14 protein-coding genes are annotated in these 18,245 nt (G+C 56.5%); 5 read left to right on the top strand and 9 right to left on the bottom strand.

Annotated elements, in window-relative coordinates; translation table 11 throughout:
- The first annotated feature begins 9 nt into the window (after nucleotides 1-9).
- Nucleotides 10-1,065, top strand: a complete 1,056-nt coding sequence (disA, locus tag WG938_RS09390; RefSeq protein WP_339979929.1) for a DNA integrity scanning diadenylate cyclase DisA — start codon at nucleotides 10-12, stop codon at nucleotides 1,063-1,065.
- 3 nt (nucleotides 1,066-1,068) lie between these two features.
- Here disA and WG938_RS09385 read toward each other — a convergent pair whose 3' ends face one another.
- Together WG938_RS09385 and WG938_RS09380 are read right to left on the bottom strand one after the other, a co-directional pair.
- Nucleotides 1,069-1,728, bottom strand: coding sequence for a hypothetical protein (locus WG938_RS09385; protein ID WP_339979928.1), 660 nt, complete (start codon nucleotides 1,726-1,728; stop codon nucleotides 1,069-1,071).
- Between the two features lie 4 nt (nucleotides 1,729-1,732).
- Nucleotides 1,733-2,356: a carbonic anhydrase gene (locus WG938_RS09380; RefSeq protein WP_339979927.1), complete on the bottom strand. Its 624-nt coding sequence runs from the start codon at nucleotides 2,354-2,356 to the stop codon at nucleotides 1,733-1,735.
- 77 nt (nucleotides 2,357-2,433) lie between these two features.
- Between WG938_RS09380 and WG938_RS09375 the strand changes: the two genes are divergently transcribed.
- The gene (locus WG938_RS09375) at nucleotides 2,434-3,267 is read left to right on the top strand and encodes an A/G-specific adenine glycosylase (RefSeq protein WP_339979926.1); all 834 of its coding nucleotides are present in this window, start codon (nucleotides 2,434-2,436) and stop codon (nucleotides 3,265-3,267) included.
- A gap of 30 nt (nucleotides 3,268-3,297) precedes the next feature.
- Nucleotides 3,298-4,530 carry a lipase family protein gene (locus tag WG938_RS09370; protein ID WP_339979925.1) on the top strand — a complete coding sequence of 411 codons (1,233 nt, stop codon included), beginning with the start codon at nucleotides 3,298-3,300 and terminating at the stop codon, nucleotides 4,528-4,530.
- Nucleotides 4,531-4,537: 7 nt separating this feature from the next.
- Here WG938_RS09370 and WG938_RS09365 read toward each other — a convergent pair whose 3' ends face one another.
- Nucleotides 4,538-4,711: a hypothetical protein gene (locus WG938_RS09365; RefSeq protein ID WP_339979924.1), complete on the bottom strand. Its 174-nt coding sequence runs from the start codon at nucleotides 4,709-4,711 to the stop codon at nucleotides 4,538-4,540.
- A 35-nt stretch (nucleotides 4,712-4,746) separates the two neighbouring features.
- Nucleotides 4,747-7,407 (bottom strand): ATP-dependent Clp protease ATP-binding subunit, encoded by a 2,661-nt coding sequence (locus WG938_RS09360; RefSeq protein WP_339979923.1) that lies wholly within the window; start codon nucleotides 7,405-7,407, stop codon nucleotides 4,747-4,749.
- A 305-nt stretch (nucleotides 7,408-7,712) separates the two neighbouring features.
- Here WG938_RS09360 and WG938_RS09355 point away from each other — a divergent pair, with 305 nt between their 5' ends.
- A complete protein-coding gene (locus WG938_RS09355; protein WP_339979922.1) occupies nucleotides 7,713-8,696 on the top strand; it encodes a hypothetical protein in 984 nt (327 codons plus the stop codon).
- A 318-nt stretch (nucleotides 8,697-9,014) separates the two neighbouring features.
- Nucleotides 9,015-10,604: an AMP-binding protein gene (locus WG938_RS09350; protein WP_339980050.1), complete on the top strand. Its 1,590-nt coding sequence runs from the start codon at nucleotides 9,015-9,017 to the stop codon at nucleotides 10,602-10,604.
- Here WG938_RS09350 and WG938_RS09345 read toward each other — a convergent pair.
- From WG938_RS09345 to lysS, 5 genes are all read right to left on the bottom strand, one after another.
- A complete protein-coding gene (locus tag WG938_RS09345) occupies nucleotides 10,601-12,058 on the bottom strand; it encodes a metallophosphoesterase family protein (RefSeq protein WP_339979921.1) in 1,458 nt (485 codons plus the stop codon). The genes WG938_RS09350 and WG938_RS09345 overlap by 4 nt on opposite strands.
- Before the next feature lie 158 nt (nucleotides 12,059-12,216).
- Complete coding sequence (locus WG938_RS09340; protein ID WP_339979919.1) at nucleotides 12,217-13,431, bottom strand: acyl-CoA dehydrogenase family protein; 1,215 nt, start codon at nucleotides 13,429-13,431, stop codon at nucleotides 12,217-12,219.
- A gap of 37 nt (nucleotides 13,432-13,468) precedes the next feature.
- Nucleotides 13,469-14,929: an acyl-CoA dehydrogenase family protein gene (locus tag WG938_RS09335; RefSeq protein WP_339979918.1), complete on the bottom strand. Its 1,461-nt coding sequence runs from the start codon at nucleotides 14,927-14,929 to the stop codon at nucleotides 13,469-13,471.
- A gap of 127 nt (nucleotides 14,930-15,056) precedes the next feature.
- Nucleotides 15,057-16,595, bottom strand: coding sequence for a metallophosphoesterase family protein (locus WG938_RS09330; RefSeq protein WP_339979917.1), 1,539 nt, complete (start codon nucleotides 16,593-16,595; stop codon nucleotides 15,057-15,059).
- A 90-nt stretch (nucleotides 16,596-16,685) separates the two neighbouring features.
- Nucleotides 16,686-18,227, bottom strand: coding sequence for a lysine--tRNA ligase (gene lysS / locus WG938_RS09325; RefSeq protein WP_445292915.1), 1,542 nt, complete (start codon nucleotides 18,225-18,227; stop codon nucleotides 16,686-16,688).
- Between the last annotated feature and the right edge of the window lie 18 nt (nucleotides 18,228-18,245).

Genomic DNA, 18,245 nt, shown 5'->3' with positions numbered 1-18,245 from the left:
GGAATCACCATGACTTCGATTAACCAAGATCTACTGAAAGAGCTCGCCCCGGGCACCCCGATTCGCGATGGCCTGGAACGCATCAAACGTGGCCGGACGGGCGCTCTTATTGTGCTGGGTTTCGACGACACTGTGGCGCGACTTTGCGACGGTGGCTTCGAGTTGGATGTCGCGTTCTCACCCACTCGGTTGCGCGAGCTGTGCAAAATGGACGGTGCCGTCGTGCTGTCGTGTGGCCCCACTGGGCCACGGATTAAGCGCGCGAATGTGCAGCTGGTTCCCGATCCATCACTTCCGACGGATGAGTCTGGAACGCGACATCGGTCCGCCGAGCGCACGTCCTTGCAGACGGGGCTGCCTGTGATCGCAGTGTCTCAGTCAATGAACATGATTACGGTCTACGCCGATGGTGACCGCCACATGCTGAAGGACTCCTCTGAGATTCTGGCTCGCGCGAACCAGGGACTCGCGGTGTTGGAACGGTATAGTGCACGCCTCGATTTCGAGGAGGAAAGTCTCTATCAAGCGGAGGTGGCCGGCTTCGCGACGGCAGCTGAAGTCATCGAGGTCATTCGCCTCACTGAGCTTTTACGACGATCCTCCGCGGCAATTCACCGTGATGTCGTGGCACTGGGCTCCGACGGCCATCAGCTCGATGTTCAGCTCCGTGAGCTCATGGCAGACAGCAAGGTTCAGGAATTGCTGCTCGATGATTACCTCGTGTGCGAATCCGGTATCCCCAACCAGGTGGATATTGACACAGCCCAGCAAAACCTAGCAGCTCTCCCCCAGACAGATTTGGCCACTATTGCCCGTGTCGCGCACATTTTGGGTTTCCCTGCTGATCAGGATTCACTCGCCGAACGGGTTGCGCCACGCGGGTACCGTGCCTTGTCCCGCATCCCCCGGATGCAGCGTGCGTTGATGACCAAGATCGTCGAAAAGTACGTGACGCTACCTGCGCTGTTGGACGCGACAGTTGATGATATTGCGGCCATTCAAGGAGTAGGCCCCCTCTGGGCACGTCACGTGCGGAGGGGGCTGGACCGAAATAACGTTGGCTAATTGCTAACCGAGGTTGAAAGTGTACGGATCGGAGTTTCGGTCCCCGAGGAGTCCGTACACAATGTAGTTTCCTGCACCGACTTGCTGGCGATCGGCTTCCGAGCACTTGCCTGGAGCTGAGGAAAGTCGCGACCACTTCACGTTAAACGTGGCCTTTTCACCGGCCTTGATGGTCTCTTCCCCTGCGCCTTCAGAGTCGTGGCAATCCAGATCCGACCAGACGCGCTTGTAGTCAGCCAGGTCAAAGACTTCAAAGCGTAACGTGGACTCGTCCAGGTTGACCTTGCAGTCCGCCTTCGTTGGGTTTTCCAACGTCAGCGAGAACTCGGGCTTGTCTTCCGCACCGTAATTTGGGCTGTCGCCCTTCACAGTCAGAACGAGATCCGCAGCTTCACAGGAGTCTTTCGCTTCCGGCTCTTTGCTAGTCGACGGATACGGCTCCGAAGGCTTCTCTTCCTCTGGCTTGGAGGTTACTTCCGAGCCATCTTCCCGGGAGACTGTGACCTTTTCGCTGGCAGCGACGTTTTCCGGCTTCTCTTCAGCACCAGATCCACCTGTTATGGCTTTCACTACCCACGCGATGAGCAGCAAGAGGACAACGAGGATTACTACCGCAGCGACTCGGCGACGCCGGTAGATTTCTGGAGGCAACGGAGCAGTCATGCTCTTAGGTTAGCGGGTCAGCAGAGACACCCTTGGTCACGACAGTCTCGGCGCGTCCATCCGACAAACGGTAACGCATTCCGACGACACCGACGCGGCCATCTTCGAGGCGTGCCTGGATTTCCGGCGAACGATCGACAATATGCTCGACGATCTCAGCGACGTGCTGGCGTTCGTAGTCCTCAGGGGACTCGAAGCCACTCTTGCGAGCGCACAGCAACGAAGGCGTGACCTTTTCAATCAGCACTCGCTGGAAACCGCTTGGCATATCCCCACCATTAAGTGCGCTGGTTGCAGCCTTAACTGCACCACACGATTCATGGCCGAGGACGCACACCAATGAAACGCCCAAACCATCGACGGCAAACTCCAGCGAAGCCAGCACTGATAGGTCGGTGATCTGACCAGCAGTGCGGATAACAAAAACGTCGCCAAGTCCCTGGTCAAAGATAATCTCAACCGGAACGCGCGAATCCGAGCACGCCAACACGACGATCGCTGGATTCTGTCCCTGGGTCAGCTTTTCGCGATGGGCAACGTCTTGATTAGGGTGTGCAGAGTTACCTTCCATGAAACGGCGATTGCCTTCAAGGAACTGCTTCCAAACATTTTCAGGAGTACGTGGCATGTGTTCTATTGTGCTCCCTTACCCCCATAGAGAGGAAACCCGTGCTACCCCATCTGTGCCACTGGTATCGGCAAAACATGCGCGAGTTGCCGTGGCGGACACCGGAAACAACACCGTGGGGAGTGCTCGTCAGTGAGGTGATGAGCCAACAAACGCCCGTCTCTCGCGTCGCCCCATCATGGGTTGCATGGATGGAAAAATGGCCAACACCCGCAGATTTGGCAGCTGCTACTAAAGACGAGGTGCTCCGCATGTGGGGCAAGCTTGGTTACCCACGCCGTGCACTTCGGCTCCATGAATGCGCCACTGCCATAGTCGAGCGTCATAACGGGCAGGTTCCCCGAAGTATTGATGATTTGCTCGCACTTCCGGGGGTAGGCGACTACACGGCCCGGGCAGTCGCTGCATTCGCGTTCGGAATGCGCACCCCGGTGGTCGATATCAACGTCCGTCGGGTGCTCCGTCGATACGTTCAGGGCACCTTTCTGCCCGGAACTCACAAGCGCGCCGATCTCGATGCCGTAGAGAAATTGCTTGACGACGACCCCGCCTCCGCAGCAGAGACATCTGTGGCATTGATGGAGTTAGGAGCGCTCGTCTGCAAGACGACACCGCTGTGCGAGCAGTGCCCATTGGTTGCCGACTGCGCATGGGTTCTAGCCGGAAAGCCCGAACCGGCCGCACATGAGATCGCCGCAGCCAAGCGTCGAGTGCAGAAATTTGAAGGGACGGACCGCCAAGTACGTGGAAAACTGCTGGATGTCCTGCGCGCTGCCGAATCACCAGTAGAACAATCCATACTCGACGCTGTATGGCCCGATGCTGCGCAGCGTTCACGCGCCCTGTTTTCACTGCTTGACGACGGTCTCGCCGAGCAAAACGATCAAGGACTCTTTCAACTCCCCACATAGGAATAGCAACTGCCCGCATACACTGGGCTTATGGACCCTTTCGGCACTTCATCGTCCCCCCGAGGACTACTCAGATCCTCAGTGGCTGGTGTGTGCATCGCTGTTCTCACAGCGACCGGAGTGACGTCCTGCACTGACAATTCCGATCCGACTGGGGCGTCTGCACCATCCGTACCCAGCGTTGATGCCACTCCCGGCCACATCATTACCAACACGACCTTCGACGCTGTGGCACCTGCGGAGGCACGCCGAGTGGTATTCCGCTCCACTTCAGCTACTGGTGGTCCGGCGACGGTGTCAGGGACTTTGTTGTCGACGGACACCCAATGGGCGGGGCCAGGTCCGAGACCTTTGGCCGTCGTCACGCCCGGCACTTTAGGAATGGCAGATCGTTGCGCAAGCTCGATTGCGCTGCGTTTCAAGGCCATGCCCACCCCTCCGTCGCAGGAGTTACTGCAGTTGGGGTGGGATGTCATGATCGTCGATTACGAAGGCTTGGGCACTCCCGGTACGCATCCGTATATGAACCGGCTATCCGCAGGGCATTCAACGCTGGATGCAGCTCGCGCTGCGCTGACGCTGCGTGACGGCAAGGACGTCCGGGACGACGAAGAGCCTGATGCCAAGGTTCCCATGGCTATCCTTGGCTATTCTCAGGGCGGAGGGGCAGCTGCCGCTGCTGCAGAATTAGCTGCCACGTATGCGCCTGAATTAGACATCAAGGCTGTCTACGCAGGTGCCGTACCAGCGGATCTGGCCGCCACAGCACAGCACATCCCGTCATCGACGTTGGCAGGAGCGGTCGGGTACTCCATTGCGGGACTCGAAGCGACCTATCCCGAGTTGAGTCCCGCTTTTGACCGCATTTTGTCTGCGGAGGGACGTGCCTTTGTGGACTCGTCGACAAGCGATTGTGTGTCTGAGACGGTCAACAAATGGGCGAATGATGACACGCGATCGTTCACCCGTGACGGCAGGCCACTGGGGATGCATTTGGCTGACTCCACCATTGCGGATCGGGTCAGGCAACAACAGCTCGGTGGAGTGGCACCTACAATGCCGGTTTTTGTTACTCACAATGAGCATGACGACATCGTGCCTGTCCAGCCCGCTCGAGACATGGTGCAACGCTGGACGGACGCCGGCGCTGATGTGACCTACTCCGAAATCAGTGAAGACTTCGGAGAGGGATCCCACGGCCTGGCGTTCGTCAAAACAAGAGACGAAGCTTTCGCGTGGTTGCTACAGAAAATGGATTACTAGCAGGCTTTTACTTCTTCCAACGACCGCGGAAGGTCAAACCCTTACCTAGTCGAACGGTGTAGCCACCACGGGAATTAAGGGTCACTGGCCCAATCCGCTTCGAACCCGAGACACCCGAACCCGAGTAGTTCAACCAGGTGTCCTTATCGATGTTCTGCTTCTTGCGGAAGATAATTCCCATGGCGAGCTCCGTCTGCTTTCTCGACTAATTACCGACTAGTTGTCGGTTGATTCATCCGAAGATTCAGCGGCCTTGGTCGTCGCATCTTCAGCTGCACTCACGATATCAGCTGCATCTGCGCTGATGGTGCCGTCAGCAGAACCAAGTCCGCTCAGCTCGTCTACTTCTTCAGCGACTGCGCCATCAGCTGGCGTGGTCTTGAACACGAACGTTGCCTTATCGATGTCCTTCGACTCACCATCCCAGCCGTCAACATCGATGGAGACAGTCTCACCCAGTCCGACCTCGCCGTATAGAATCTTCTCCGACAACTGGTCTTCGATCTCGCGCTGAATGGTACGACGTAATGGGCGGGCACCCAGCACTGGATCGAAGCCACGCTTCGCGAGCAAATTCTTTGCCTTCTCCGTGACATTCATGGTGATGCGCTTTTCCTTGAGCTGCTCAGAAACGCGAGCCAGCATCAGGTCAACCATCTGAACAATCTCATCCTGGGTCAGCTGCTTAAACACGACGATTTCGTCGATACGGTTCAAGAACTCTGGTCGGAAGTGCTTCTTCAGCTCGTCGTTGACCTTGTCCTTCATGCGGTTGTACTGGCCCTCTTCGTCGGTCTCGCCGACGCCACTGAAGCCCATACCAACGGCCTTGGAAATATCTTGCGTTCCCAAGTTAGAAGTGAAGATCAGGACAGTGTTCTTGAAGTCCACAACACGTCCCTGGGAGTCGGTCAAACGACCATCCTCCAGAACCTGGAGCAAGGTGTTGTAAATCTCCTTGTGTGCCTTCTCGATCTCGTCGAAAAGAACCACAGAGAAAGGCTTACGACGAACCTTCTCGGTCAGCTGGCCGCCTTCTTCGTAGCCGACGTATCCCGGAGGTGCACCGAAGAGACGCGATGCTGTGAATCGGTCGTGGAATTCACCCATGTCAATCTGGATGAGTGCGTCTTCCTCACCGAAGAGGAACTCCGCAAGAGCCTTCGACAGCTCGGTCTTACCGACACCAGAAGGACCAGCGAAGATGAACGAACCGGATGGACGCTTTGGATCCTTCAGACCCGCACGCGTACGGCGGATAGCACGAGACACTGCCTCGACAGCTTCGTTCTGGCCGATGATGCGCTTGTGTAGGTTTTCCTCCATGCGCAGCAGGCGGTCGGACTCTTCCTCGGTCAGCTTGAATACTGGAATGCCGGTCCAGTTAGCCAGCACCTCTGCGATCTGCTCTTCGCCAACTTCAGCGATGGAGTCAGATTCGCCGGCACGCCACTTCTTCTCACGCTCACGGCGCTCTTCGCCCAGCTTGCGCTCGGTGTCACGCAGGCCCGCAGCCTTTTCGAAGTCCTGCGCATCGATTGCGGCTTCCTTCTCGCGACGCACGTCAGCGATCTTGCCGTCAATTTCCTGCAGCTCTGGCGGCGCAGTCATGCGCTTGATGCGCATGCGGGCACCGGCTTCGTCGATAAGGTCTACAGCCTTATCTGGCAAGAAGCGGTCGTTGATGTAGCGATCTGACAGCGTCGCTGCCGCAACAAGCGCCTGGTCAGTAATAGAAATGCGGTGATGCTGCTCGTACTTGTCGCGCAGGCCACGAAGAATCTCGACAGTCAGGTCGACGGATGGCTCTGGCACATTGACTGGCTGGAAACGACGCTCCAGGGCAGCGTCCTTCTCGATGTGCTTGCGGTACTCGTCAAGAGTGGTCGCACCGATGGTCTGAAGCTCTCCACGAGCCAGCTTTGGCTTGAGGATAGATGCTGCGTCGATTGCGCCTTCTGCCGCGCCTGCGCCTACGAGCGTGTGAATCTCATCGATGAACAAAATGATGTCACCGCGCTGGTTAATTTCCTTGAGGACCTTCTTCAGGCGCTCTTCGAAGTCACCACGGTAACGAGAACCTGCGACCAATGAGCCGAGGTCCAAGGAGTAAAGCTGCTTATCCTTCAGGATCTCTGGCACACGGTTATTAACAATGTCGAGGGCAAGACCCTCTACGACTGCGGTCTTACCGACACCAGGCTCACCAATAAGGACTGGGTTGTTCTTCGTGCGACGGGAGAGCACCTGCATGATGCGCTCGATTTCCTTCTCACGACCAACAACCGGGTCAAGCTTGCCCTCACGGGCAGCGACAGTCAGGTTACGACCGAACTGGTCCAACACCAACGAACCGGACTGGTGATTGCCGTCCTGAACGCGAGCACCAGACGTCGCACCAACCGGACGCTGCTCTGCCGACGAATCGGACTCATCGCCCTGGAAACCACTAAGAAGCTGAATAACTTGCTGACGAACTCGTGGCAAATCAGCACCAAGCTTCACCAGTACCTGAGCTGCGACACCCTCGCCCTCACGAATAAGACCCAGCAAGATGTGCTCGGTACCGATGTACTTGTGGCCCAGCTGCAATGCTTCACGCAGCGAGTATTCAAGAACCTTCTTGGCACGGGGAGTAAAAGGAATATGGCCACTTGGTGGCTGCGCGCCACGGCCAATAATGTCAACGACTTCGCTACGAACAGCCTCAAGCGAAATGCCCATTGACTCGAGCGCCTTCGCTGCGACACCGTCGCCCTCGCTAATCAGGCCGAGCAGAATGTGCTCCGTACCGATGTAGTTGTGGTTAAGTTCGCGTGCCTCGTCCTGCGCCAGGACGACGACGCGACGCGCACGGTCGGTAAACCTCTCGAACATTTTTCTCCTCGTACTTACGTGTCGTGCTTAATTGCCGTCTAATTATCGATATTCCGATGCTTCCATTCAGCTTAACGACGACACGTCAATCTGTAGTCCTCAATACCGTACGCCAGTAGCGAACAGCCCGGCCTGTCATACGAAAAGGCCTGTTGGAAGGGAAGCACCCCAATTGTTGGGCCACAGTCTTACACATCGCAGGCTTTAGGTAATAATAATGCTGAGATTGAGCAGTTTCCTGCCTCTTCATCACATTTTCGACGCACCTACTAGGTAAGCGCACCACCTCGAAAGCGAGTCGCTTAATGTCTAACAACGGCAATCCGTCTACCAATCCTTGGGAAGACCCGGGCTTCGTAGGCAACGACTCGGCAGCTAGCAACCAAGCGTGGGGAAATGTACCCAATGCGGATTCACCAGGCTACCAATCTCCAGTCAACAATGGAGCAAATTCCCGCTGGGGCACCTCTGGCAGCACTCAAGCACAGAATGCTGTTCCGCCACAGCATTCTGCAGCAGGCATCACCTTTGGCGATCCAACGGCACCTGCTTCTCCGACAGTATCTGACTCCCCTACTTCTCCTTCAACCTCCGCGAATGCGCAGTACCCACCGAATAACTACGGTGCTCCGATGCCACCTTCCGAAGAGCCGGAGAAGAAGGGCAACGGTCTGACATACGCACTTGTCGGTTCGTCGGTGCTGCTGCTCGGCGCAATCGGCGCTGTTGGTTACCTACTAATCGGCGGAAATGACCAGCCGGATAGCGCTTCGGGCATGCCCGATCCAGTCATCGCTGCACATAACACGACGAGCGCTGCACCATCTCCTCATGCGGGGGAGGCAGAGTCGTCGACAAGTGCGGAAACCGAGGCTTCAGCACAGACGAAGACTGTCACCACCACGGCGACGACCGATGCTGATGATGTTCGTTATGCAGATCTTCCATCCGGCGCCGATAACCAGGGCTGGGTTGGCACGTATGCACGCTGTGAGGCAGAGGAAAAGCTAGTCACACTTGTTGGCACAAAGGACGGTGTTTCCGCAGTGTGTGAGACCTCAGATGGCGGCTACTACTACGTCAGCGACTACAACCTTGGGGCTGATGTCTACGAGGTCGCGAGCTACAACCGAAACATGATCGACGTGCAGAATTTCGGTGAAGACGTTGGAGACGGTGACGGAATCGTGCACGAGTGGCATTACTATTTGTCGCCATCTTCACTTCGTATCACCAAGGATGGTGCCCACTTCCACTCATTCGCAGTGACGAAGTGGTGGCAGTACTAATCCGCCCATTAGGCGAGATCAACGGGATAATTGCGCCGAAAAGCCAACTCATAACCCTGGCATTCCACATTAAATAAACCTTTTTTACCAGAACTAAACACACGTGACCCAGATCACAGATATGGTGTCCGTTAAAGCGATCCCGTTCGACCGAGGACTGACACCGTGACCGATTCAACGCCACACAGCCCACAGCCATCGACTAGCTCTGGGAAACTCTTGCCACGTTTCCTTCACCGCACTCGCACGACATCGCGAGCCACGACAGATCTCATCCGTGGCCTCGCTCCAGTAACGCAAGCTGGAGTGCTAGGCAGCATGAGCCCGGCAGCAGCAGGCAAGGCCGCGCAGTCGATCTTCAAATGGGACTTCTTGCCCGCAGGACTGCTCGGCATCGCAGCCAGCCGCGACCCACACCACACTGCGATCATCGACGATGGCGGCTCCGTAACCTACGAAGACCTACACAACAATTCCACCGCACTTGCCCGCGCACTTCGTCACGGCGATATCAAGCAGCGCGACCGAATCGGCGTACTGTCACGCAATCACCGTGGATTCATCATGGCGCTATGTGCACACGGTCGTCTTGGTACTGACCTCGTCCTGTTGAACACCGGCGCATCGGCACAGCAGACGCTTGCAGTCATTCGGGAGCAGAAAATCGACTTCCTCTTCATCGACGAAGAGTTCACGCATATGCTCCCCGACGACTTCGACGACTGCCCCGTCGCCGTCAGCTGGCTGGAAGACTACGAAGATACCTCCTGTGTTCGCGAGGGGTGGACCTCGATGCGCGAAATGCTGCGCACTGCTCCGCCTGAAAACTGGCCGGGCGCGGACCTCCCGCAACGACCACGACGTGGCCGAGTCATCATTTTGACTTCGGGCACAACGGGCACACCGAAGGGAGCGAAACGTCCCGAACCACGTTCCTGGATGCCGGCTTCGTCAATCATGAGTCGCATTCCGCTGCGCCAACGTCGCCCCGCGTACCTGGCAGCACCTTTGTTCCATACCTGGGGTTTCGCAACTGCTCAGCTGTGCTTGGCGCTTCGTTCCACGATGATTATGCGGCGCCACTTCGACCCCGTCGATAGCCTCCGCATTATTGATGCACACAATCCGCACACGATCTTCCTCGTACCAACGATGCTGCAGCGGATGCTCGAAGTCATGCCGGACTCTTACGACAACACCACCTCATCACTGCAGGTCCTCGCTTCATGCGGATCAGCCATTCCTGAGGCCGTCGTAAAGAAGTCCCTCGATCGCTTCGGTCCCGTCCTCTACAACCAGTACGGTTCCACCGAGGTCAGTTGGGCGACCATCGCAACTCCCGATGAGCTCCACGACAACCCAACCACCGCAGGTCGCGCACCACTTGGCACCCGGGTCAAGATCTTTGACGACGACGGCAACGAATTGCCAGACGGCGAAACGGGGCGCATTTTCGTCGGTAACAACATGTTGTACGAGGGATACACCCGCCCCGGTGCAGACCGCGAGATTATTGACGGCATGGTCTGTACAGGAGACTTGGGCCATCTGGACGACGGCCTGTTGTACATCTCCGGACGCGAAGACGACATGATCGTCTCTGGTGGAGAGAATGTCTTCCCTCGAGAGACCGAAGATGCACTGTCCAGTCTCGAAGGCATCCGGGAATGCACAGTCGCAGGTGTCCCTGACGAGAAGTTCGGTCAGGCTCTGGTGGCGTGGGTCGTCAGGGAAGACTCGCCAGAAGGTGCAGCGCTAACGCATGAGACCCTGCGCAACCACGTCAAGTCGCAGCTCACGCGCTTCGCGGTACCACGCGAAACCATCTTTATTGATGAGCTTCCGCGCAACGCTGTAGGAAAGGTAGTCCCACGACTTCTTCCGAAGCCGTGGGAGAAGGACAACTAACGTAGGCCGCTGAGATCCGACTGAACGATGTAGTTTCGGTCGGACGCACGGCCCAACATCAGCTCAGGTTCAAAGCCCAACATTGACCAGCGAGTACGAGTAGACCAGGTCAGGGACTGCTCAGTACGAGTGCGGTGGTAGGTGACCTGATACCCATCGGTGTGCACACGAACCTGCGTGTAACCGCCCGGGTAACCAAGCGCCGCGCCACGTTCGCAGTAGTCAACCGTGCCGACATCAGCCTTACCACGACGACTGCGGTGCGTGTGACCAGCAAACATTGCCTTCACGCCCGATGCCTTCGACAGCGTCGCCTGCAGCTGCTGAGACTGTGCGCGAGGCAACATAAATGCTTCGCCACCCAAGTGCGAACGCATCGCGTCATAGGTCACCGGATGGTGACCGAAAAGCAGAGTTGGCCGATCAGGATCGTCGAAAAGTTCCGTACGAACAGCATCCATCTGATCCGGCGAAATATAACCGCCACCAATGCCGAAGGTTGCAGTGTCCAAGCCCATCAGTCGGAGTTCACCGATCTGCGTGGACCAATGCTGCTGAGTAGGCGTGAAATGCTCGCTGAAGTAGTCCGGCACCTCAACCTTGCCGCTGCGAATGGCACGACCAATGCTGCCGTTTGTATGCGGGGTGCCTGGCAAGTGGTTGTCATGGTTGCCGCGCGTGACAAACCAATTCTTGTCCTGCTCGCCGAACGTGTTCATGATTCGCTTGAACTCGTCGTACTCTTCGGGCTCATTGTGATCCGTGCAGTCGCCATTGACGACGACCGTGTCAATGCCGTCCGCCTTCACAGTGCGGAGCAGACCTTCCAGCTGCATGGCAGCGAATGGATCCTCGTCTGGTCCGGAGGTTAGCCCGACACCTTCAATACGAATGCCATCGTGATACGGCTTGCCGATGTGCGTGTCATTAGTGACCGCAATGGTGCCGACATACGCGCCTTCAAGAGCTGGCAGCGTAGTAAACGTGCCCGTCATTTCGGGTGCGGTCCGAGTCTTGGTCACAGCAAGCGACGGCACTGCACGCACCCCATCCGACCAGCATTCAAACCGGTAGGTACGTCCTGGTTCTAGCCCATTAATGGTGACGTGGTGGTAACCGGAATCCGACACCCTGTCATGCATAACATGCATTTCATAGCTATCGACGGGGCCGATCTTGACCAGCTCGCCAGCTGGAACCGTTGGCTTTGCGAAGCCATACGGAGTGGACACACCAGGTGCGTAGGTTGCCCAAGTAAAAGTCACCGAGGTTGAGGTAATCGTTGCCACTTCAAGGTCAGTGGCTCGAACAACCATGCCTTCAACATCGCTTGGGGTAAGCCCAAATGATGACGTAAACCGGACAATTCCGTTCGCACCTGTTGTCTTTGCCAAGTTAATAGAACCGGCAGCCAGCGTTGCAACAGAGAGGTAGGCGCGACGGGAAATGCTCATGGACTGGGAGAGTAATCGCTACACATGGCCAATGGCTGAAAAAATCCTTAACGATTTGGCAACGACATCAAAATATCCCGCTAATTCCCGTCGCTTATCTCTCTGACCTTGGGTTTCGCAGTGAAGTGTCTATTCACACACAGTTAACCCCAAGTAGGCTACTTGAGTTCCTTAGAGCTCAGGCCGAGGGTACGGCGCGCCACCACGAGCTGCTGGATCTGCTGCGTTCCCTCGAAAATGTCGAGGATCTTTGAGTCACGAGCCCACTTTTCGATCAGGTTTCGCTCGGAGTAACCGTAAGTACCGGCAAGCTCTACAGCCCGAAGAGTGACTTCAGTACCCATTCGACCTGCTTTTGCTTTAGCAGCAGATGCTTCCAAGGTGTTCGGCTGCTTGTTGTCAGCCATCCAGGCTGCACGCAGCGCGAGCAAGTACGCGGCCTCCCAATCAGATTCCAGCTTGATGTACTCGGCTGCGGCTGCTGACTGTGACATGGCAGGGCGGTCGTAATCGATGTCAACGCCGGCTTCTTCAAGAATGCGGCGGAGTTCTTCGAGAGCAGCACGAGCACAACCAATTGCCATTCCGGCGACCAATGGACGGGTGTTGTCAAAGGTTGCCATCGCGCCTGCGAAGGACTTCTTCACGTCAATTTCTGGCGAGCCCAGAAGATTTTCCTTAGGCACTCGGACATTGTCCAACCGCAGCACTGCGGTATCGGATGAACGAATACCAAGCTTCTCTTCCAGTCGTTCAACAGTAAAGCCAGGGGTTCCCTTCTTAACCAGGAACGACTTAATTGCCGCGCGCCCCTTACTCTTGTCCAGCGTTGCCCAGACCACCACGGAGTCCGCGCGCTCACCCGAAGTAACGAAGATCTTTTCGCCATTGATGACGTACTCGTCACCATCCAGCTTCGCCGTTGTTGATACAGCCGAGGAATCTGAACCAAACGACGGCTCGGTAATGGCCATCGCAGCCCACGTTTTACCGAAAGCCTCCAACTGTTCGTCAGTTGCAACGGCAGCAAGAGCGGAGTTTCCAAGTCCCTGGAACGGCAGTGACAACGTCAAGCCGACATCGCCCCAGCAGATCTCGATGACGTTTAGCAACGAGGCCATGTTGCCACCGTTCTTCACGCCTTCGCTCTTTTTCTTCTTTTTGTCATCTCCACGGCCACCAGAAGCGCCCGAGAATGAACGCCCACCATCAGCCATGCCGTCCATCATGGACACTAAAGTGTCGAGTTCACGTGGGTACTCATGCTCCGCAAGGTCGTACTTGCGGGAGATCGGTCGGAAAATTTCTCGGGCCGCCTGATGCGATTGGTTCGCGCCCGCCTTTAAAAACTTCGGCAATTCGAGGTTAATCATTGTTCATGCTCTTCTCGTTGTAGAAGCGTGTTGCGGTTTACAGGACGACGACGCCCTCAGCGACGCCAATTGCCCGGAGATCTCGGTACCAACGCTCGACAGGGTGCTCTTTCACGAATCCATGCCCGCCCAGCAGCTGCACTCCATCAGAGCCGATCTTCATGCCCTTTTCGGCTGCGTAATTCTTGGCAAGGCCAGCTTCGCGAGCGAAGTTGCGTCCCTGGTCTGCACGGGACACACCACGAAGCAGAATCATGCGCAGACCATCGAGTTCAATCTTGATGTCGGCGACCATGAATGCCACTGCCTGACGGTGCGAAATTGGTTCACCGAATGCTTCTCGTTCATTCACGTAAGGAACGACGTAGTCAAGCACTGCCTGAGCGGTACCGGCAGCAAGAGCTGCCCACCCCAATCGGGATCGACGAACGACATCGCAGTACTCAAGCTCAAGCTGGTGAGTCGCCATATTTGGCCCACCGACGATGTTGTCCACTGGAACGTGAACATCCTTCAAAACGATACGACCCATAGCTGCGCCACGAAGACCCATGGACGGGTCGGCTTCGATGTGCAAGCCTTCAGTGTCAGACTCCACGATGACCAAAGCTGGCTTGCCATCAAGCGCTACGCCAATGATGAATAGCTCGGCAGCACCTGCATTCGGCACCAATGACTTCACACCGTTCAGAACTAGCTCGTCGCCATCGCGACGTGCGTTGGTCTCGGGCTTGAGCGCGTCAAACAGTGGTCGAGGCTCCGCAATACATACGGCAGCGGCCGGAACGTCCTCACCAGCAAACGCTGGTAGGTACGTTTCCTGTTGCGCAGCAGAACCATGCGCAGTCAGAGTCGCTGCAACACCAGCAGGTGCAAGCGCTGCGACTGCCAGCCCCATGTCACCGTATGCCAATGCCTCTGCGACCAACGCGTTCGTCGTCGTGTCCTCGCCGGTGGCAATACCTTCAAATGCTTCGGGCACATTGATCATAGTGACGCCCAGCTGCGAGGCTTCGTCGACAAGCCCTTCCGGAGGAAGCGCATCTTTGTCTGCTTGAGCAGCGGCGGCACGAAGGCGCGACTCCGCGAACTCCTTGACCGTCTCGACGATCATTTGCTGATCATCGGTCGGAGTGAGATCGAAAAGCTTCTTTGGCTTAGTCGACGCCGAGTCCTTTTCTGTGGCGCTGTCGGCGACCTGATCGTCAGCAGCTGCAGCAGCTTGGGCATCCTTTGCTGGACGCTGTGGTGCACCAGCTCCGGTCGCCTTCTTGAACTGACGATTCGCAGCGCCGAGCGTCTTAAACCCAGACTTTGTGGACTGGTAGACAACCCGATCAATTTTCGGCTGCAGGTCATACTTCTGTGCAAATTGAGAGCCGGTAATGGAGGTAATAAACCTCATCGCAGCACCAACGGCATCACGGCTCGGACGGTTACGTCCTACGGTCGAATCCTCACGATTCGAGGGGTCACGGCGATTCTTCTTCTCGCTCATGCGACACGGCCTTTCGAGTCGAAACTGTTACACGGATAACAATATATCAATCGAGTGATTGTCATCACTAGTTTTGCGAAAAGCGTTTAATGTTCTTGTGTCGAGCCGGCTGTGTCGTTTCCTCGGCCTAAGAAATGCGTCGCTGAACTGAGAAGTTCCTATCTTGTACCGTCCCCAACAATGGCTCCGGTTCAAGGCCCCATACTGCCCATCTCGCCCTGGATGCCCATTCCAATGCTTGCTCATTCATGATTCGGTGGAAATTCACCTGGTATCCACCGCTATACACGTGAACCAATGTGTATCCACCTGGATAAGCCTTGGCTGCGGGCGTTTCCACGAAGGTGACATCTGACGCCACCCGCCCGGAAGTTCTTTTCGCACGGTGTGTATGCCCAGCTGCTACCAGAAATACGCCAGGTGCTTGCGCAATAGCACGCTGAAGACGAGCGGAATCGTGCAAGTTCAGAGTGAATGACGGACCCGCAACATTACTAAATGCAGCTTCTTCCGAAACTGGATGATGAGCCATGATGAAGGTTGGGCGAAGCGGATCTGCCATTAGCTCAGCTTCAACTGCATCCAACTGCTCTGCACTGATTTCACCGCCTGATTCGTCCAGTTTCGTGGAATCAATGCCGATAACACGAATCTCTCCTACCTGAGTTACCCAATGTTCCTGCCGCTTCACAAGAAGACTGCCAAAAGGATCCCTGTGGTTTTCTGTTCCCTCCAGCACTGGGAATTCCTCATACCCAGCCTGTGGATCAGCTTCAGGAGTATGCGGCCTGTCATGGTTACCACGAGTGACAAACCAGTCGTGCCCCCACTCTCCCACCGAGTTCATAATTTCGATGAACTTCCGAACTTCGTGAGGTCGAGCTTCAGACGTCGCATCTCCGTTGACGAACACAGGCCCTAATCCCCGTGACTTAATCTCTTGAAGAGCACTGGCCAGCATCAACTCGGGATACGGCGCTCGACCAGCTTCTTGCTCAATGGGCGGGGGGAAATTGTTCACAATGATGCCGTGTCGGCCTTCGCCGATGTGCGTGTCATTCAACAGAACAACTGTGCCCAAATGCTGCCCTACTGGAGCTGGCAGAGTCGTTACCGTTCCAGTCTGTTCGGGCGATTGCGGCGCATTCGTAGTTATTAAACCTGGTCGAGCGACCACACCACCCGAACGGCATTCGAACCGATATGTCGTCTCTGGCTCCAGGCCGTCAACTGTGACGATGTGGAAATTCCGTGGCTCGTTATCCTTATGCACCACTGGCAAATCAGAGGCGGGAAGTCCCACGGGACCAAAAGCCACTTCGGTATCCGCAGGTGCGAGCGGAGCTACTGTGCCCCACGCTGGATGCGGCCCATCGTAGGTAGCCCAGCACAAAACGACGGACGTTGCAGTCACCGTCACCACTTCGAGGTCAGTAACCACAAGACCATGCTTCAAGCCAGTAAAAGGAAAAGGGACTTGCTGGCCAACCGACGGGTCAGAGGGAATGCTCGACGGCGCTGCATGAGCCCTCATCGACGACATCCCACCAAGCCCCACATAGCCTAGGAGCCCCAGCCCGCCAAGGAGTGCCGTTCGGCGTCCTACCCGTCGCTGACCGAAAACTTGTAGTTGGTTCTGGTGAGAAGTGTCATCTGTTGCCGTCATAAGCACTCAGGGTAGGACCCTCACCAGCACGAAGTGTTAACTCTATTCAGACAACTGATGAACCGAGGGCTAACCCTCGACGACCTGGAATTAGGCCTCTGGTTTCACGATTGGGAACAGCACGGTTTCTCGGATACCGAGACCAGTCAATGCCATCAATAGACGGTCAATGCCCATGCCGACACCAGTCGTTGGTGGCATACCCTGCTCCATTGCGCGCAAGAAGTCCTCGTCCAAAACCATGGCCTCATCATCGCCACCAGCTGCCAGGCGAGCCTGGTCAACGAAACGCTCACGCTGAATGACAGGGTCAACCAACTCGGAGTAGCCGGTCGCCAGCTCGAAGCCACGCACGTAGAGGTCCCACTTCTCGGTGACACCTGGCTTGGCACGGTGCTGGCGGGTAAGTGGTGACGTTTCGACTGGGAAGTCACGCACGAAGATTGGGCCATCCAGCTGATCCTCGCATAGGACCTCCCAGATTTCCTCCACCAGCTTGCCGTGGCCCCAACCACCCTTGGCTGGCACATCCAGACCAATAACATCGGCAAGAGCCTTCAGCTCGTCCACCGTGGAATCGATTGTGACCTCAGGCTGGCCGGGGAACTTGCGCTGCAGAGCTTCGTTCAGAGACGGGTACATCTCGATCTGCTTCCAATCACCGCCGAAGTCGTACTCCGACCCGTCGGCAAGCGTGATCTTCGTGTCGCCGAATACAGCAACGCAGATCTCCTGGATAACCTCGCGGACCGTACGCGCGGAGTCATCGTAGGTGCCATATGCCTGGTAGTACTCGAGCATCGCGAATTCTGGGCTATGCGACGAGTCGATGCCCTCGTTACGGAAGTTGCGGTTAATTTCGAAGACTCGCTCCATGCCACCGACAACGCAACGCTTCAGGTAGAGCTCAGGCGCGATACGCAGGTACAAATCCAAGTCGAGCGCGTTCGAATGCGTCACGAATGGGCGGGCTGCGGCACCACCATGAAGCGTCTGCAGCATTGGGGTCTCGACCTCAAGGAAGCCACGACGTTCGAGTGCATGGCGCAGCTCGCGAATCACCTTGATGCGGGTGACAGCATTGTTACGAGCTTCTTCGCGAAGAATCAGATCGGTGTAGCGGTGACGAACACGCATATCTTCGCTGAGATCAGCGAATGCAACCGGCAATGGGCGCAGTGCCTTGGCTGCCATAGTCCACTCGGTAGCCATGACCGACAGCTCACCTCGGCGGGAGCAAATGACGCGACCAGTGATGATGACAAAGTCGCCCAAGTCCACGTCGGACTTCCATGCAGCCAGGCGCTCTTCGCCGACCTCAGCCAGCGACAACATAGCCTGCAGCTGCGTGCCGTCACCTTCCTGCAGAGCAGCGAAGCACAGCTTGCCGGTGTTACGAACAAACATGACGCGGCCAACAATTGTGACGACATCCTGGGTTTCCTCGCCAGCTTCGAGGTGACCCCACTCTTCACGAACATCCTTCAAAGAATGCGTGCGAGGGACCTCTACTGGGTACGCCTGCGTACCTTCCGCCAACAGGCGCTCGCGCTTCTCTCGGCGGATGCGCAGCTGCTCTGGCAAGTCATCGGAATTCGAGTTCGTTGGATTCTTCGCGTCAGTCACGCACATTAGGTTAGCCGATAGCGC

It is taken from the genome of Corynebacterium sp. H113, assembly GCF_037572315.1.
Classification (GTDB): domain Bacteria; phylum Actinomycetota; class Actinomycetes; order Mycobacteriales; family Mycobacteriaceae; genus Corynebacterium.
This window is presented reverse-complemented; position numbering and strand designations above follow the sequence as displayed.

Bases quoted from the DNA above. Each gene is read 5' to 3' on its own strand.
- disA (WP_339979929.1), top strand. From the start codon at position 10: ATGACTTCGATTAACCAAGATCTACTGAAAGAGCTCGCCCCGGGCACC.
- WG938_RS09385 (WP_339979928.1), bottom strand. From the start codon at position 1,728: ATGACTGCTCCGTTGCCTCCAGAAATCTACCGGCGTCGCCGAGTCGCT.
- WG938_RS09380 (WP_339979927.1), bottom strand. From the start codon at position 2,356: ATGCCACGTACTCCTGAAAATGTTTGGAAGCAGTTCCTTGAAGGCAAT.
- WG938_RS09375 (WP_339979926.1), top strand. From the start codon at position 2,434: ATGCGCGAGTTGCCGTGGCGGACACCGGAAACAACACCGTGGGGAGTG.
- WG938_RS09370 (WP_339979925.1), top strand. From the start codon at position 3,298: ATGGACCCTTTCGGCACTTCATCGTCCCCCCGAGGACTACTCAGATCC.
- WG938_RS09365 (WP_339979924.1), bottom strand. From the start codon at position 4,711: ATGGGAATTATCTTCCGCAAGAAGCAGAACATCGATAAGGACACCTGG.
- WG938_RS09360 (WP_339979923.1), bottom strand. From the start codon at position 7,407: ATGTTCGAGAGGTTTACCGACCGTGCGCGTCGCGTCGTCGTCCTGGCG.
- WG938_RS09355 (WP_339979922.1), top strand. From the start codon at position 7,713: ATGTCTAACAACGGCAATCCGTCTACCAATCCTTGGGAAGACCCGGGC.
- WG938_RS09350 (WP_339980050.1), top strand. From the start codon at position 9,015: ATGAGCCCGGCAGCAGCAGGCAAGGCCGCGCAGTCGATCTTCAAATGG.
- WG938_RS09345 (WP_339979921.1), bottom strand. From the start codon at position 12,058: ATGAGCATTTCCCGTCGCGCCTACCTCTCTGTTGCAACGCTGGCTGCC.
- WG938_RS09340 (WP_339979919.1), bottom strand. From the start codon at position 13,431: ATGATTAACCTCGAATTGCCGAAGTTTTTAAAGGCGGGCGCGAACCAA.
- WG938_RS09335 (WP_339979918.1), bottom strand. From the start codon at position 14,929: ATGAGCGAGAAGAAGAATCGCCGTGACCCCTCGAATCGTGAGGATTCG.
- WG938_RS09330 (WP_339979917.1), bottom strand. From the start codon at position 16,595: ATGACGGCAACAGATGACACTTCTCACCAGAACCAACTACAAGTTTTC.
- lysS (WP_445292915.1), bottom strand. From the start codon at position 18,227: ATGTGCGTGACTGACGCGAAGAATCCAACGAACTCGAATTCCGATGAC.